Source organism: Streptomyces sp. NPDC051662, assembly GCF_040681655.1.
Lineage (GTDB): Bacteria > Actinomycetota > Actinomycetes > Streptomycetales > Streptomycetaceae > Streptomyces.
Window position 1 is genome coordinate 159,304 of the sequence record NZ_JBFAZD010000019.1, and the last position, 15,496, is coordinate 174,799.

General features: G+C 66.2%; 9 protein-coding genes and 3 pseudogenes. 9 read left to right on the forward strand and 3 right to left on the reverse strand.

The window, feature by feature from the left end:
* Positions 1 to 445 precede the first annotated feature (445 nt).
* The gene (locus tag AB0M67_RS28590) at positions 446 to 1,528 is read left to right on the forward strand and encodes a PP2C family protein-serine/threonine phosphatase (protein WP_365750036.1); all 1,083 of its coding nucleotides are present in this window, start codon (positions 446 to 448) and stop codon (positions 1,526 to 1,528) included.
* Positions 1,529 to 1,643: 115 nt separating this feature from the next.
* On the opposite strand, the gene AB0M67_RS28595 is transcribed toward AB0M67_RS28590, so the two are convergent.
* Positions 1,644 to 2,033, reverse strand: a complete 390-nt coding sequence (locus AB0M67_RS28595; RefSeq protein ID WP_189838735.1) for a hypothetical protein — start codon at positions 2,031 to 2,033, stop codon at positions 1,644 to 1,646.
* Positions 2,034 to 2,103: 70 nt separating this feature from the next.
* Here AB0M67_RS28595 and AB0M67_RS28600 point away from each other — a divergent pair.
* The 5 genes and pseudogenes from AB0M67_RS28600 to AB0M67_RS28620 all read left to right on the forward strand — a co-directional run.
* A pseudogene (locus AB0M67_RS28600) lies at positions 2,104 to 2,867 on the forward strand (IS982 family transposase); the annotation flags it as partial.
* A gap of 1,055 nt (positions 2,868 to 3,922) precedes the next feature.
* On the forward strand, positions 3,923 to 5,728 hold the full coding sequence (locus AB0M67_RS28605) for a methyltransferase domain-containing protein (protein ID WP_365750059.1): 1,806 nt from the start codon (positions 3,923 to 3,925) through the stop codon (positions 5,726 to 5,728).
* Positions 5,658 to 6,338 (forward strand): annotated as a pseudogene (locus tag AB0M67_RS28610) (ABC transporter ATP-binding protein); the annotation flags it as partial. The gene AB0M67_RS28605 and the pseudogene AB0M67_RS28610, both read left to right, overlap by 71 nt.
* Before the next feature lie 93 nt (positions 6,339 to 6,431).
* Positions 6,432 to 7,430 (forward strand): NUDIX domain-containing protein, encoded by a 999-nt coding sequence (locus AB0M67_RS28615; RefSeq protein ID WP_365750038.1) that lies wholly within the window; start codon positions 6,432 to 6,434, stop codon positions 7,428 to 7,430.
* Positions 7,381 to 8,520: a DUF2235 domain-containing protein gene (locus AB0M67_RS28620; RefSeq protein ID WP_365750040.1), complete on the forward strand. Its 1,140-nt coding sequence runs from the start codon at positions 7,381 to 7,383 to the stop codon at positions 8,518 to 8,520. Before AB0M67_RS28615 ends, AB0M67_RS28620 begins: the two co-directional genes overlap by 50 nt.
* A 301-nt stretch (positions 8,521 to 8,821) precedes the next feature.
* Here the strand turns inward: AB0M67_RS28620 and AB0M67_RS28625 are convergent, their stop codons facing one another.
* Complete coding sequence (locus AB0M67_RS28625) at positions 8,822 to 8,980, reverse strand: hypothetical protein (RefSeq protein ID WP_365750042.1); 159 nt, start codon at positions 8,978 to 8,980, stop codon at positions 8,822 to 8,824.
* 356 nt (positions 8,981 to 9,336) lie between these two features.
* Between AB0M67_RS28625 and AB0M67_RS28630 the strand changes: the two genes are divergently transcribed.
* From AB0M67_RS28630 to AB0M67_RS28640, 3 genes are all read left to right on the forward strand, one after another.
* Positions 9,337 to 9,819, forward strand: a complete 483-nt coding sequence (locus AB0M67_RS28630; protein ID WP_365750044.1) for a hypothetical protein — start codon at positions 9,337 to 9,339, stop codon at positions 9,817 to 9,819.
* A gap of 376 nt (positions 9,820 to 10,195) precedes the next feature.
* A complete protein-coding gene (locus AB0M67_RS28635; protein WP_365750061.1) occupies positions 10,196 to 10,561 on the forward strand; it encodes a CU044_2847 family protein in 366 nt (121 codons plus the stop codon).
* Between the two features lie 47 nt (positions 10,562 to 10,608).
* The gene (locus tag AB0M67_RS28640) at positions 10,609 to 14,967 is read left to right on the forward strand and encodes a trypsin-like peptidase domain-containing protein (RefSeq protein ID WP_365750046.1); all 4,359 of its coding nucleotides are present in this window, start codon (positions 10,609 to 10,611) and stop codon (positions 14,965 to 14,967) included.
* Positions 14,968 to 15,179: 212 nt separating this feature from the next.
* On the opposite strand, the pseudogene AB0M67_RS28645 reads toward AB0M67_RS28640, so the two are convergent.
* A pseudogene (locus AB0M67_RS28645) lies at positions 15,180 to 15,496 on the reverse strand (hypothetical protein); the annotation flags it as partial.

Consider the following 15,496-nt stretch of genomic DNA (forward strand, 5'->3'; position numbering starts at 1 on the left):
GAGAACTTTCTGGCGAATTTCCCCGCCGATTTTCGATATCTGATCACTGGAAAGGGCGCTCGGCGGCAGGTTGCGCGAACTGGCCGAGCACGGCTGCGGGCGCAGCCGGGCGCCTCACCGCATTTCCAACCGCCCCGACCACCAAACCGGCGAACCTACATGGTCACGTCACTTCGGACTTACTCGTCCAGGCCCTGTCCGGAGCCCGCGACCGGCCGCCCGGATGTCCCGGCCCGGAACCCGCCCCGTTTCCCCGGGGCGGGTTCCGGGCGTTCGAGGAGAACGCTCCGGGCGGACAACGCCACCGCCCCACCGACCCATGGCACGCCCCTGAACCGGCTCCCGCCCCGGGCCCGGCGTTAGGCGCGTCATCCCGGCGGTTACAAATGACGGAGCGACAGGACCGCGACCCGCCGGTTCGCCGACCCGCTGGGGGACACGTTCCATGGACCGACTCAGTTCCCACTGGCCGTCCTATGTGCGCTGGACGCCGCCGGCCCTCGTCGTCCTGGCCGTCGTCTTCGACCTCTCCACACCCATCGATTACAGCGGTGTTCCGCTGCTCGCCGTGACCTGCGTTTTCGCGGGCGCGACCATGACGTTCCGCCAGACCGCCTGGATCGCGCTGCTGGCGCTCGCGGCGACCGTGGCCGTGGAACTCGCGTCGGGAAGAGCGAGACATGTCATCGGCTGGACCGAGATCATCAATGTGCTGCTCGCCGCGGCCATCGGTCTCGATGTGAACCGGGTCATCGAACGGTACGTCCGGCGCCTCCAGGTCGCCCAGTCGGTGGCCGAGGCACTCCAGCGGGCCGTACTGCCCGCCCCGCCCGAGCGGATCGGTTCCCTCCGTGTGGCGGCCCGGTACGAAGCGGCCGACGCGGAGGCACGTATCGGCGGCGACGCCTACGCGATCCAGGACACACCGTTCGGTGTAAGGGTCCTCATCGGGGATGTGCGCGGCAAAGGAGTCCGCGCCGTGACGGCGGCCTCCATCATGCTCGGTGCCTTCCGGGAGGCCGCTCACCACGTCGAGGATCTCGGCGACCTGGCGAACCGGCTGGAGGACTCGCTCAGCCGGGAGAAACAGCTGCGCGAGGGGACGGAACGCCGGGAGGGCTTCGTCACGGCGCTCTTCGCCGAGGTCGCGCCGGGCTCCGATACGGTACGACTGGTCAACCGCGGCCACCCGGAGCCGTATCTCATCGGCGCGGACGGGGTGCGCCCGCTCACCGCCGTCGAGCCGGACCTGCCGCTGGGCATGGGCGATCTGCACACCCGGCGCTCGCCCGCCGAGGTGTTCCCGCTCTCGCCGGGCGATGTACTGGTGTTCGTCACGGACGGTGTGACCGAGGCCCGTAACAACGAGGGCTCCTTCTACGACCCGGCCCGCGTGCTGCGCGAGTTCCCCGCATCGGGACAGCCCGCACCCGACGCGGTCATCAAAGCCCTGGCCGACGACATCCACCGGTGGACCGGAGGACCCCGCGACGACGACATGGCCATGCTCGCCGCCCTCGTCACCTAGATGATCAATTCCAAGGGATGCCAGCGGAGGGTGTGGGGTGGGCGGCGGCCGAAGCCACCGCGAGACGGTCGGGCGGCGGGCTGCCTGCCCTGGTTGTCGAGGTGGCAGCGGGCGGTCAGGCGTCAGGGTCGACTTCGGGGTGCGTGAACCGCACGGGCTTGCCCAGCGACCGGGCGTAGGCGATTTCGGCTCGGGTGCTGTCTCCGATGTAGTCGCCGACTACGAGCACCTCATCAGCGAGCCGGATCTTCGCCCGGTGCAGATCGTCGAGTCGAACCTTCAGCGCCTCCGCCTCGACAGGATCGGACCAAAGCTCGTGCGGCGACTTCATGTCACAGCCCGGTTTGACGACAATCCTTCCGGCTTTGGTCTCCCGCAGATCGGCCTCGTTCATCTCCGTCATGAAGCGGGTGGAGCCGCAGATCACGACGATACGCGGGAGGCTCAACAGCTTCTTCGCGTCGGCGAGCTTCTCCTCGGGGGTGAGCAGTTGCGGGTATGACACTGGTTCCTCCTGGTGGTGTGGTCCAAGGGGTGTCTGCGGAGACGAGAACGAGGGTGTCCAAGATCGTTTTGTGACGAACGACGTGGACACCCTCGCGACAGCACTTTATGCGACGACCGACGACATGCTGAAGGAGCATCACGACCTGGCGCCGTGGCGCCGCCGGTCGGCATTACGCCCCGCCTGAGCGATGCCGAACTGGTCACCCTCGCCACGATGCGGGCCATACTCGGCTACACATCCGAGGCCAAATGGCTCCGCCATGCCCGTGCCCACCTGCGCCACCTCTCCCCTGCCTGCCCCAGCAGCCCGGTTACAACAAGCGGCTGCGCATGGCCGCCGGTCTGATGCGAAGCGTCAACCGGATCCTGGCCACCACCACCTCGGTGTGGAGCGACGACGTATGGGGCGTGGACTCCACCCCGGTGGAATGCGGCCGCTCCCACGAGACCATCAAACGCTCCGACCTGGCAGGTTGGGCCGAATACGGCTACTGCGCCAGCCACAGCCGCTTCTTCTGGGGCCCGCTCCTGCACCTGGTCTGCACCCTTCAGGGCCTTCCCATCGCCTCCGCCCTGACCGAGGCCAAGGCCGACGAACGCGAGACCCTCCTTGACCTCCTGGCAGCCGAATGCGGGCTTCTGCGAGAGCGCCCCCGACGGACTCTCATCGGCGACAAGAACTACTTCGGCCGTGGTTTCGAACGTGAACCGTCCGAGCATGGAGTCCAGTTGCTGCGGCCTGCCCGTAAAGGTGCACAGGAACGGCCTGGCGCACCTGTTCAAGCCGCTGCGACAGGTCATCGAATCGATCAACGAGACCTTCAAGGGACGGTCGCTGCTGAGTCCTGGCGGCAAATGGGAGGTCCGGCCGCGGTCACGTCGCCCCGGCTCGGCATGCTCACAATGGGTCGACCGGAGGGGCCGTGTCTCCCTCCGGCCGACTCGCATCCTCTCCTTCGGCGAGAGCACGGAACCCTCGGCTCACCGGCCTGTCTCACGCGTCAGCGATCCTGCTCCCCCACCAGGGCAGGTGCTGGTGCGGGCTGACATGCCGCCAGGGGTCGGTTCAGCACCGTCTCCCTGCCTGGATGTTCTCGTGGGACGAGAGGCCCGGTGGCGTCTCGTCCTGGTGATCCGAACCCAGCCCATGGCCTGCATGGTCTTCCGTCTCCCAGTGCGAGAAGAGCTGTGGCTGCCTCTCCGAGCTGCACTCCGGTCGTGGTGCCACTGAAGGAAGGCACGGGCGGCGGGACGGTGGGCGTCGCAGACGGGGCAGCGCTCCATCCACACCGCTTTGAACAGTGGGCCGCCGCGCCAGCCCACTATGAGCGCCCCCGTACAGCGCGAGCGGGGCGAGAGCGGCTGTCGCTCCTCCTCGTCGCCGTAGGCACGGATGCGGGCGAGTTCTCCGTCAGTAACGGAGTCGAGTGAACCGTCAACGTTCGAAGAACGAGTGAATGAACCGTCGGAGCGGACGAGGTAGTGCCAGGAGAAGGACACAGCAAGCCCTCTTCCAGTGTGTGGAATCCGTGGAAAGTGCCACGATGCGTTCCAGCCCGGACCACCGTCAAGAAACTTGACGCAGCGGGGACGAGCATGTGACCGCCCGTCGGCGCAGGACATAGCGCGACAGATTTCGGACACAGAGCGCGGTTCCCTGGCAGTCCAGGGCGTCCGTGCACCAGCATGTCGCGGGATCGTACGGCACAAGGAGAGGATCGCTCATGGGCGACCACAGCAAGCCGGGTAGGCCGCTCAGCGAAGGTACACCCCCGCCGCGGAACGCGGACAGGGAAGGTGGAGAAGCCGCCGCCCGCCTCCGGACAGCGCCGGAAGTAGGATCTGATGGATCACCTCTCCGAACTCCAGGCCCGACTGGTGCGCGCCATGGATGACAGGGGGCTGTGGCCGGCGGACTCCCCGTGGGTCCGCCGTGCCGCACAGGCTTACCCGCGGCATCTGTTCGCGCCGGATCAACTGTGGACCTGGGACGGTCACGCGTACGTGCCCGTCGAGCGGGCGACAGATCCCGAGGGATGGGCGGAGCTTGTCTACGCCGGTCCCTCCACGGCCGCCATCACCCAGGTCACCGGAGGCCTGCCCAGTTCGAGTCTCTCCTGCGAAGATGTCGTCGCTGACATGCTCGACTCGCTGATACTGGAGCCCGGCCACATCACGCTGGAACTGGGCACCGCAACCGGCCGCAACGCCAGGCTCCTCGCTGCGCAGGCTGGTCCGGGCCGGGTCACCAGCATCGAATACGATCCGCAGCTGGCCGCGGCCGCGGCAGCGAATCTCGCCGCCGTGCGACCACCGAACGGCCTTCCGGAGGCTCGGGATAACCCCTGCGGACGCCGAGCTACTCACGACCGGAGGTCCACCGTCCGCACTGCCGATCTCGACGTCCTACGCTGCTACGCCCCTGACCACCCCTCTACTGCTGGAGAGCACCTCATGCCGGATATCGAGGCAGAGAACCAGGGCGTCTGGACCGTGTATGGCGCCCACCAGATCGCCAGAGCACGAGCACGTGAACTGCCCGAGCTGAACCACTGGTCCTGGGATATCCCCGACGCCGGCCCCGGCGTCGAGGTCTTCGGCGAGGTGGCGGGGCTGCGCGTGCTCGACCTCGGCAGCGGCCTCGGCCGGCACGCTGCCCGCATGGCAGCCCTCGGCGCTCAGGTCACCGCCGTGGATTCCTCCCCCACCCAGCACGAGCGCGCCGCCACCCGCTACCCGGCCGCACATGGTCTGCGCCTGGAGTGCTCCGACGCGGCGGACCACCTGCGCGACGCCGACCCGTACGATCTGGTCTATTCAGTCAGTGGTGTGCCCTTCACCGACCCGCGCCGGCTTCTGCCCGCTCTGGCCAACGGCGTAAGGCCCGGCGGGCGGCTGATCTTCTCCGCCCTGCACACCAACTCGCGCGGTGTCGGCCCCTCCAGCGAGGTGGCCGCCCGGCCCGAGGTCCTGCGGCTGCCCGGCACCACCGAGGACCACACCGTGCACATGTGGGTGCTCACGGAAGCGCTGTGGGAGAACCTGCTCAGTGAGCACGGCTTCATCCTGGAGTCGGTCACGGCGATCGACACCCCACAAAGGGACAACGCGGTCTCGTACCGGCTGTACGAGGCGCGCCGCCCGGAGCGGGTACCGAGCCGCCCTCGCACTCCTGCGCTTCCTCCGCCGAACGCTGCGCTCGGGGTCGGCGTGATCGTCCGTGGTGCTGAGGGGGTCCTGCTCGGGCGTCACCGGAGTGGAACTTGGGAGCTGGTCGGCGGTTCCGTCGAGCCGAGCGAGGTCTTCGCCGAAGCGGCGGTTCGCGAACTCTACGAGGAGGCGGGCCTGTTGGCGGATCCGGGCGACGTGCGGGTGCTGGGCACTCTTCTGGACCGGGTGGGGGACGTCGTCCGGTTGACGGTGCCCGTTCTCGTCACTGCCTGGTCCGGCACGCCGCGGCAGCGGGAGGAAGTCATCGGCGCCTGGCGGTTCTGGCCCCTGCACGCCTTGCCCCAGCCACTGTTCGTGCCCAGCGCCCAGTGCCTGACAGCCTGGTCTCCCAGTCTCCCGCTCGATCACCCGCCCGTCCACATCGAGCGCCTCGGTCATCTGCCGGAGCCGGGTGCACGACTGGAGCGGCTTCCTCGACAAGGCGGGCGGCTTCCGTATGCGCCGGGGTCCGCACCGTCCTGAGCCGCCGGAGGCGATCGAGGTCAAGTCGGTCACCCACCGTTACGCCGGCAAGGATCGCGATGCGCTGTCCGACGTTTCCTCACCTTGCCAGGACTACGCGTATTGGCCGCTGACCGTGCGTGAGAACGTGACCCAGGGACAGCCCACTGCGCCCGATGACGCGGCGGTCCGCGAGGCGGGTGAGGCGGCCGACGCCGACGAAGTCGTCGACAAGCTCGGATCCGGCTTGGACACCCTATTGGCCTGCGAGTGGCTCAACGGGGAGGAGCCCAGCGGCGGCCAGTGGCAGCGGATCGCTCTGGCGAGGGCGTTCTTCCGCCAGGCTGGTCTGCTGGTCCTCGACGAGCCGACGGCGAACCTGGATCCCCGCGCCGAGTTTCGTATCTTCCAGCGGCTGCGGACTCTCGCCCGGGACCGGGCGGTGCTGCTGGTGACCCACCGCATCACCAACGTCGCCATCGCCGACCGCATCGTGATCCTCGACGAAGGCAGGATCGTCCAGGAGGACACCTACGCCCAGCACTCCCAACAGCCGGGCTTTTTCAACCAGTTGCTGTCCTTCCAGATCACGTCCGAGCCGGATGGCGAGAAGCGCGAGACCTCCGCATGAGCGGCCCCGGCGCCGCCTCAGCGTGCCCTGCCGAAGCGGCGCCCTTACGGCCGCGGACGCCCCCGCTCCTTTCCGCCGTCCCGAGGTGATGACGTGCCGCTCCCCCGTTCCCACATCCGCGCGACCGCTGAGGCGTACCTGGCCCGGCATCCGCACGAGCGGGAGTCCCTCCCCGGCCTGCTGTCCCTCCTGGACGCTGCCGACGTCCCGGCTGACCGTGCCACGCTCTCCGGTCATGTCACGTGCAGCGCGGCGGTCATCGACCGGGACCAGCGCGTTCTGCACATCGGATACAAGGCCACAGGGCTGCTACTCGATCCAGGCGGCCATGTCGAGGGGGACCGGACGCTCCTGGCCGCGGCGCTGCGGGGAGTGTGCGGGGAGACCGACCTCCGGCCGGGCGACCTGTGTCTGACTCCGCAGTTCTTCGGCGCTCCGATCGACATCGACGTGCACGACATCGACGCCAACCCTTCCAAGGGCGAAGGCGCGCACCAGCACTTCGATTTCCGCTTCGCCTTCTACCTCGTGCCCGAGCAGCGCCCCCAGCTCGCGTTGCAGTACGAGGAGGTTGCCGGCGCCCGGTGGCTCGAGTTCGCCGATGTCAGGTCCCCGACCTTGCGCGCCAAGCTCCTGGACGCCCGCGACCAGGGTCTCGACGGGCGGCCGGAGCCCGTCAACGCCTCCGCTCTGATCCACAACGGTCATGGCAGATACCTGCTCCACCTGCGGGACCAGCGTGAAGGCACCTTGGCTTCTGTGGGGTCCTGCGTGCGACTGGTCCAGATTGTCATCGTCTTCGCAGATCAAAAGGTAGTTGACCTCACCGTAGAGACCGCAACACGTGTGGTGCAAGTGACGTCACTCAGACGAGTTGCGCCATCGGCGACCCGCCGCGCGATGCCGTCGGTCGGATCGCTGGGAAGTGCGACGCTTCCCTCTTCAGAGGGCCTCGATCAAAGATCACCAGTACCATTCACCGCACGGCTGTATCGGCAGACGCAGGAAAACCTTTCTACTACTTACACTATTCGGAGGCTCGATGAAGCGTCTAGCGGTCTACATCGACGGCACATGGAACATTCCTCATAACAATACGAATATTTGGCGAATGAATCTCCTTACCTCACTCCATGAAACCGAGACGACGCAACTAACCTTCTATCACCGGGGGATCGGGCGAGACGTCAGTGATCGCCTACGCGGCGCTTTCGGTAAAGGGATCAACGGTAGTGTACGCAATTGCTATTCGTGGATCATGGAGAACCACTCTCCTGGCGACCAAATATTCATCTTCGGGTTCAGTAGAGGCGCCTACATTGCCCGCTCGCTAGCAGGGCTCATTGAACGCTGCGGCCTATTGCGTCCCGGAACTCCATTAACCGTGCAAGAGGCCTTCGAGCGCTACCGCACAATTGCCCCTGCGTCCAAAATGATCTCGAACCCGAACGGGCCCGCAGAACAGTGGCCAATCAACCGCGACGCGGACTTGAAACGTCACTCGCAGAAGGTTCAAATCGACTTCCTGGGCCTGTGGGAAACGGTTCGCTACCACGACATTCCTCTGGGGTCGATCCGGGGACTCAGCCGTAGCCAGAACCTTTTCCACGCCGTACACCCCGGTTCCGCAACTCGGCGGATCTACCAGGCGCTCGCTGTAGATGAGCACCGCTTCGCCTACCGGCACGAGCTCCTATTTCCTCACGTTGCTGGCAACGCCGCAGACGTGTCTACTGTCGAGCAGCGGTGGTTCCCCGGCGACCATTGCAACGTCGGGGGCGGCCACAAGAACGATACGTTGGCGCTACTCTCCCTCGCATGGATGCAGAGGAATGCTGCTTCCTGCGGACTGGAATTCAAAGAGCAGGTCTCACTACACGGTGACGAACATCTGGGGCCTGTGCACGACAGCTTCAGCTCCTTCCTTGGCGGCACTTACCGAACGCTGTCGCGGAGCAAACGACACTGGCGGGGCATTGGAAGCGACGAAACCATCACAGCGATGGCGCCTACACAGGAGACGACCGAAGTTATAGACACCAGCGTGTTTGAGCGGTGGCGGGACGATCCAGCGTATCGACCCAGGAACGTCTCCGAATGGGGAAGCCGCCGAGGTCTAAGGGTCGGCGAGCTGCAAGGCGCCCAGAACGCCTACCCGCTTGGACTGAAGGAAGCCGATTGAGGTGCCTCCTCGCGATGCGGATCAAGGTGATGCTCACCTAGAAGTCGAGGAGGGGTCATTGAGTCGACTCATGTATTCGCGGATAACGGATCTGGCCGCATCAAGGTCTTCTTGGCACTCTTCGAGCTGTCGGCGTAGTTCGACTGTCTCCTGTTCCAACTCGGTGATGCGCTGTTGCAGTTGGTCTCTGTCGGTGGCAAAGGCCGCCCAGGCCCGCCTCATGCCAGATTTCTTCGCCCAGAGCGGCGGACAGCCGTGCCCGCAGAAGACGGTTCTCCTCCGCAAAGCGGGTGTTCCGATCCTACGCGTTGGCGAGGTCGGCCATCAGCGAGGGGCGGCTCACTGTCTCCCGGCTGGGAGGACGCGGCTCCGCCGCCTGCGTGTGGATCATATCGAGGAGGTCACGGTGCCGGTAGAGGAAGGTGCGGTCGACGCCTGCTCGCCGGGCGATGCCGGACACGCTGATCTCGTCCTGCGCCGAAGGAACAGAACGATGGACCTGGCGTACGACTCCGTCGTCGACTCGGCACGGTCCTGACCGAAACGAATGTTTCTCAGAAACTGATCGGCGACGGGCACGACCCGCAGCCTGTGATCCAGGACAGTCCAGTAGTAATCGCCCGATGGCATATGGACTTTGAACGCTTGCACGCACACTCTCTCTTCGCTCGTAGCTGCAATGACAACGACAAGCACAACGTGCACGACACGGCAGGAGTACCTGTGCACTTCAGCCCCCGGACCGACCTGTGCAACAGCCCACCACACCGATGGAACCCCAACAGAACTGGGTCCCTGGCGCGTTCGCTCTCCTCAGTGGGCGGCCACACGAGGCAGGACGTAAGCCTGGAGGCGACCCTGCGGTGGGAGCTCACCGAAGAAGTCCCCGGCCTGAAGGTAAAGGGCCTGACGCAGTACGCCCTGGAGGAGGCGACGAGCGTCGACGGTCTCGCTGTTCCGATCCAGGTCTTCGAGGGCCCCTGGAACGGTGATCCGGACACGGTGGTCCTGCAAGAGGGCGTACTGCTGCGGTGGTTCACCCCGGACACGCTGGAGAGGCTGCATCTGAGCCCCGGTCTCGGTGACCTGATCCGGCGGCACGCAGCCGAGCATCCCCCCGCCAACATCCCGCCGGCCACAGCCCGGCTGCTGCGCAGCGAGGCACCGGAGGGTACCGAACTCCACATCGTCGGTGTCCACCTCTACCTGGAGGACGACCACGGCCGGATCCTCCTCGGCCTGCGCCACCCCGACTCGGCGTACGCGGGCAACACGTGGCACTTCCTGGCCGTTCCTTAGGCAAGTCAGTTGTCGGGATCGATGTTGTCGGATCGTCGGCCCCACCTCTCTCTTCCCCCCCGGCATCTGCTGATCAACCGATGGACTGCGGTGAACACCACCCACTCGGCGATCGGTGGAAACACGTTCAGTACGGTCTTCGGGCTCACCGCACTCACGATGGCGATGCTGCGTCAGGACCGATCCGCAATGAGGCATTCAAAGTCGACGACCCACTGCACCTGATACGCCTGTTCGGCATCAGCGCCCAGACGGCGATGCGGTACATCATCGCTGCCTACCCCGAACGCACCGCGAAGCTGCCACAGCGATCTCCACCGGCGAACCGTGCGCGGGATTCGTTAAGCTCTCCAGCTTCTGAGTGCTGGAGGACGCAGTGAGTGAACGCCCTGTCCACACCGTTGAGGTGCCCCTCCGTGACGGTGACGAAGAGACAATACGGGTGCAGATTCGCGAAGTGGACGAATCTTTGGTGCGGGTGGGTCGCGGTGGCCGTTCCGTGGCGCGGGCCCAGAGATCGTTCGGCGAGATGCTGGACACCGTACGGCCCGTCGCTGAGAGCTTCGTAGGACGGTTCCGGGGACTGGCCAACGCGCCTGATGAGATCACTCTGGAGTTCGGGGTGTCGCTGTCGGCCGAGGCCGATGTGGTCATCGCGAGCACCGCCACTGCGGCGAACTTTTCTGTGACCCTCACATGGAACAGGAGCAACGATCCTGAGACAACGGTCAATAACTCGTGAGAAGTTGAGCGGTGGGGATCGTTGGGTCGTGGTGAAACGGAGGCCATGTGACGGGGGAGCCGCAGGAGCCTGACGAGGCGCTGGTGTCGTCGGTCGTCCGGATCAAGGGACAGGACGGCGAGCCCGTGGGCGCGGGCTTCCTCCTGGCACCGGACGTGGTGCTGACCTGCGCCCATGTGGTGGCATTGGCCTCGGGGGAGGAACACGGCACGGCGAAGGTGGCGGCGGGGACCACGGTCACACTGGACATGCCGCTGGACGCGGACCTGGCGGGGCGGTCTTGGACCGCCGAGGTCGAGCACTGCGTCGAGGAAAAGGATGACCGCACCGGGGACGTCGCGGTCCTGCGCGTACGGGGCGCCATTCCGGGCGGCCGTCCGCTGGCCCTGGCCGAGCCCGCGACCGCCTGGGACAAGAGAGTCGGCATCGTCGGATTCACGGGACGACGGCCGGGTGGATCCTGGTACTGGGGAGTTCTCGGCGGGCCGACAGGGGAGGGCTGGCGACAGCTCTCTCGAACCGATGAGACCAGGCCCTACATTGAGAAGGGCTTCAGCGGCAGCCCTGTCTGGGATTCCCACGGCCGCGCGGTCGTGGGCCTCGTCGCGGTGACCCAGCGGGGCAGCGACGCCCAGCAGACGTTCGTGATCCGTGCGAGCACGGTGCTGAGGCTCCTCCCCGAACTTGAGAAGATCGTGGAACCACCGTCGCCCTTCCGGAGCCTGACGGCCTTTCAAGAGCGCGACGTCGAGGTCTACTTCGGCCGAGAGCTCGACAAGGCGAAGGTGACCAAGGCCCTGCTGGGCGGGCGTCCGAGCGTCACCGTGTTCGGGCCGTCGGGCTCGGGCAAGTCGTCGCTCGCGCTGGCCGGTGTGGTGCCCAAGATGCGTGAGAAGAGGTACGACGTCCTGGTGGTGGACGCCGGGACCATCTCCTCGCCGCTGGCCGCGCTCGCCACCGAGCTGTACGAGGCATACGGTACTGGGCGGCACGGGGCGCGGAACGCAGGCGAAGTACAGCAGTGGCTCACGGAGCTGGGGCTCGTGGACACCCTCCATCGCCTGCGTGGGAAGCCGGGCGGCAAGCTCCTCGTCGTACTCGACCAGGCCGAGGCACTGCTCGCCAGCAAGGACACCGACGTCGCCCAGGTGGTCAATGTGCTCTTCCCGGAGAACCGGCCGGTCGGCGCGCCCAGCGTCCTGGTCACACTCCGGGCCGATTTCATCGACGCCGCCCTCAGACACCCGAGCCTCGGTCGCGCGCTGCAGCGCGGAGACACTCAACCGCTGACGCCGATGTCCCGCGAGCAGCTCACGGATGTGATCACCAAGCCGCTGAATGACCTCCCGGGTGTCGCCGTGAGCTACGAACCAGGGCTCGTCGAACGGATCCTGGACGATGCCGGCAGCGAAGCGGGGACACTGCCGCTCCTCGGCTTCGTCCTGGAGAAGCTATGGAAGGGCAAGGAGGGCGGCCGGCTCCGGACGGCGACATACGAAGAGGCCGGCGGTGTCTCCGGCGCGTTGGCAGGTCATGCCACGCAGGCCTGGAACGACTGCGTCACAGACGAAGAGAAACAGAAGGACGGCGAGGCGAGCCGGCTGCTCACCGGGCTCGTCCGGATGCTGCCCGGCAGCCCTCATCCGCTGCGCCGCAGGCTCACCCGGCAGGAGGCGGGCAACAAGCGATGGGACATCGCGATCCGGCTCGCCAGCTCCGAGCGCCGGCTGCTCGTCGTCCACGGAGCACAGGGAGAACCGGAGTCCGTCGAACTGGCCCATGAAGCACTGGTCACCGAATGGCCGGCCCTCCAGGAGCAGGTGCGATCCGACAGTGAGTTCCTGGCGGCACGATGGGAACTCGCCCATGAGCGTGAGCGGTGGGCCGACGGGGACGAAGCACCAGGGCTGTTACCCGGGCGGCTCCAACTCGCCGGGCTGGAAAGACACGTGAAAGACCGGGAGAACGAACTCAACCCAGAAGAACGGAACTTCCTCGAACTCACACGGCAGCGCCACCGCGCGCGACGCAACCGGCTGCGCGCCGGGTGGGTCGCGACCGCCGTGGTACTCGCGGTGATCGCCGGGCTCAGTACGTTCCTCGTCTACCAGGGACAGGTCAGCGAACGGCGCGACGCGGAGGCACGCTCCCGGGCGATGTCCGTCCTCGCAGGCCAGTTAGACAGGAGCGACCCTGGACAAGCCGCACTCGTCGCCACGGCGGCGTACGAGATCGCGCCGACGCAGGAGGCCCGCAACGCCATGCTGCGCGGATACGACCGGTTCAAGCGGGCCGACTGGGTGCTCAGCGGCACCGAGGGGAAGATCGTCGATACGGCGATGAGCACCGACGGCACAGTGACACTGGTGACGACCCAGCTCGGGCGTGCGTCACTATTCGTCCGCAGAGCCGGGAAGAGCATCACGAGTACGCGGCTTCGTCTCAATGAGATGGCCTTCCGCCCCATGGTCAGCAGGGACGGACGGCGGATCGCCTATACATCGGGAGCAGGCGCCCTGGTATGGCACGACCTCGATCCGGAGGCGGACAGTACGGCGGAACTGCTGGGGCCAGCACACGCGATCCGCAACGGCGAGTTCAGGGACAGGGCTGACGAACAGGGGCACAGCAGCGATCAGGTCCACACCGCGGACTTCTCCCCGGACGCCCGGCGAGTAGTCACGGTCGCAGCCGACGGGCGGCTGCGGCTGTGGGATCTGGAAACAGGACGGCATGAGGGACTTCCCTCGCGGCTGCCCGAATTCGAGGCCGTGTGGTTCGGACCCGACGGCGACACGCTAGTGGCCCAGCAGCCCAAAGCCGACAAATACGCGTACGTGGCCGTGAACACCGGTACCGGCAGGATCCGCGAGCTCGCGACCGGCATGGGAACCTTCAGCCCCGCCCCCGACTTCTACAGCGCCCCCGCGGCCAGTCTCTCGGGCGACGGTGGAGTGCTGGCCTGGTGCCGGATGGAGCCTGACGAAGACGGCTTCAGCAAGAACGCTGTTTACCGTTTCGTGCGCGTAGGTGACGGACGGGTGCTGAACCGTTACCGCAGCGATTCGTACAGCTGCGACGGCGTCTCTATGAACGAGTCGGGGCAGCGTTTCGCGGTGTACGGCAGCGACTGGGAGCTCGGTGACACTCGACAAGGCGGGAAGGAGACGAAGGCTATGGGGTCGAAGCCGGCCAACTTCGGCAACCGGCTTCTCGGGGATTCAGCCCATCCCGTAGTCACCACCTGGGACGAGACAACGGTGACGGGACTGTCCCTGCAACCGATCAGCGGCAGCGAGTACAACATGGTCGCCAGCCACCCGAAGCTGATCGACGAAGGTCGTATCCAGGTGGCCCAAGTGACCCGGACCAGGGGCTTCTCCGGCCTCACCGCTGAAAGGCTCGTGCTCTACGACGTGGTGACCGACAAGGTGACGACCGAGGTGAAGCGGCCCACGACGGATGCGCCTGACGACCCCAGTCCCAGCAGCGTGCTGGCGGTGAACGACGCCGAGACTCTGGTAGCCGACGTGGTGGGACGCAACAAGATCCTTATCCGGAGTCTTCCGTCCCTACGCGAGGTTGCGGAGATCACCACGCTCATGCCCCCTGTCAGTAAGGACGGGAAGCCGGAACCGCTGTCGCTCTTCTTTGCGAGAGAAAACGAACTGATCACACAGTCTGGCAGCCGGATCGAGCGATGGAACACCAGGGAGGGCCGACAGCTCTCAGAACCTGTGGACGCGCGTGACCTCGGGCTCGCCAAGGAGAACCCACCGCTGTACACCTCGGAGGAAAAGCCGCTCGACTCCGGCTTCGCGGTGAACAGGCGCCCCGAGCCGGGCTACGTACAGATCATGGTCCGGGGTTACCCGACACTGCACGCCGTCGATCTGCGCACAGGCAAAGAGGACAAGGCGCTGAGCGTCAGCCTCGCGCCGGACAACGACCGTGCGTTCCTCGACAGCAGCGGGCGATATGCGGCCGCGAAGACGAAGGGCTCCATGCTGGAGCTGTGGTCGGTGCAGCCGGGGCGAAAAGCCCACAGAGTGGTGGGTCCGATAGGGCCACTAGGAGCGAACGACGTGTCCTGGGGGGATGGGTTCCAACTCGGCTTCACCGGGCACGGGACCGAGTTCTTCGTGGCCAACGAAAACTCGGTGCGTTTCCAGCGGGCGGACGACCCCAGCCACTTCGACTCTTACGACTTCGCGGAAGACCAGCACTTCGTCGCCTCGAGCAGGGACGGCAAGGCGTTGGTCCGGGTCATCGACGGCAGGGGGGACCTGATCCGCCTCGATCCTGACCTCTGGAAACGCCACCTGTGCCACGTCGTAGGCCGTGACCTCACTCCGGACGAACGCCGTGGGATGCCTGGCGGACTCCCGGACCGGATCTGCTCCTGAACACGGGCGACCAGTAGATACTCGGTGAAGAGGGAACCCCTTGGACGGCCTGGCTGCAAGGGGTCGTTCCGGGCGAGTACCGTGCGCGGCACTGCCCTTAGCATCGTTGGCGCTCTCCGGGAGGTGTATGGCCATCCATCTACACCTTTCGCAGCCTCGCTCGAGCGTATCGCCACGAGAACGAAATCCGGAGCCCCGCATTATTCCAGTCTCTATCTGCGCGTTACTCGTCGACGCGGGGAGGGAAGCCGGGTGACGTTCCCGGACTGCTCCAGTTTCTCCTGGGCTTGCATCAGTTCAAGATCGAGCTCGGCAACGATCTTCCGCAGCGCGGTGCTGACGGCCTGTTCTTGCGTGAGCTTCTCCGTGACTGCCGCCAGTTCCTCCTTCACCTTGCTGTACTTGTCGGCCAGTTCCTGCGCTGAGGGGGCCAGTATCCGGAAGCACTCGGGGGCCACCCAGGCGTCGGTGCGCTTCACCCGGGGCAACGGCATACTGAGGGTCATCGTGGCCGACAACGGCCGCGGTG